Here is a 1,228-nt window from a genome sequence, read left to right as displayed (position 1 = left end):
CATTTTTAAGTGCTCTGCTCTTCGCACCTAGTATACTATACAAATAAAGCAACATTTAATAAAAAAATAAAAAAGCCTTGTCGCAATGACAAGGCTTTTTTCTCGGATGGGCACGCTCTATTCCAGATAGAGTCAATTTTTAAATTTTATTTTTAAGAGTTGATTAAGCTTCGATTGAAGCTACAACGCCAGCTCCAACAGTACGTCCACCTTCACGGATAGTGAATTTAGTACCTGGGTCGATAGCGATAGGTGCGATCAATTCAACGTTAATTGTAACGTTGTCTCCTGGCATAACCATTTCAGTACCTTCTGGTAACTCAACAACACCAGTTACGTCAGTAGTACGGAAGTAAAATTGTGGGCGGTAGTTAGCGAAGAATGGAGTGTGACGTCCACCTTCTTCTTTAGATAAGATATAAACTTCACCTGAGAATTTTGTATGTGGAGTAATTGAACCTGGTTTAGCTAAAACTTGTCCACGTTGGATGTCTTCACGAGCAACCCCACGTAATAATGCACCAATGTTGTCCCCTGCTTGAGCAAAGTCTAACAATTTACGGAACATTTCAACACCAGTAACTGTTGATTTAGTAGTAGCTTCGTGAATTCCGATGATTTCTACTTCTTCACCGACTTTGATTTGTCCAGTTTCTACACGTCCTGTAGCAACTGTTCCACGTCCAGTAATTGAGAATACATCCTCAACTGGCATCATGAATGGTTTGTCAGTATCACGTTCTGGAGTTGGGATGTAAGAATCTACAGCATCCATCAATTCCATGATTTTATCTTCGAATTCTTCAACGCCTTCAAGAGCTTTAAGAGCTGAACCAGAGATAACTGGAGTGTCATCGCCTGGGAAGTCATATTCAGATAATAAATCACGAACTTCCATTTCAACTAATTCTAATAATTCTTCATCATCAACTTGGTCAACTTTGTTTAAGAAAACAACGATGTATGGAACACCAACTTGGCGAGACAATAGAATGTGTTCACGAGTTTGTGGCATTGGACCATCAGCAGCAGATACTACTAAGATAGCTCCATCCATTTGTGCAGCACCAGTGATCATGTTTTTAACATAGTCAGCATGGCCTGGGCAGTCTACGTGAGCGTAGTGACGAGTTTCAGTTTCGTATTCAACGTGAGAAGTGTTGATCGTGATTCCACGTTCGCGTTCTTCAGGAGCTCCATCGATAGAAGCGTAGTCCGTTGCAGTACT

Annotated in this window: 1 protein-coding gene; it reads right to left on the bottom strand. The window is 40.7% G+C overall.

Translation table 11 applies throughout. The features are described 5' to 3' along the window. Positions 1-163: 163 nt before the first annotated feature. Positions 164-1,228 (bottom strand): elongation factor Tu (gene tuf / locus CAT7_RS11930; RefSeq protein ID WP_007725979.1); only part of this gene is annotated, 1,065 nt, incomplete at its 5' end.

The sequence above is a fragment of the Carnobacterium sp. AT7 genome (assembly GCF_000171855.1).
GTDB lineage: Bacteria > Bacillota > Bacilli > Lactobacillales > Carnobacteriaceae > Carnobacterium_B > Carnobacterium_B jeotgali.
Note: the sequence above shows the minus strand (reverse complement) of the source record. Positions and strands in the feature narration are given on the sequence as shown.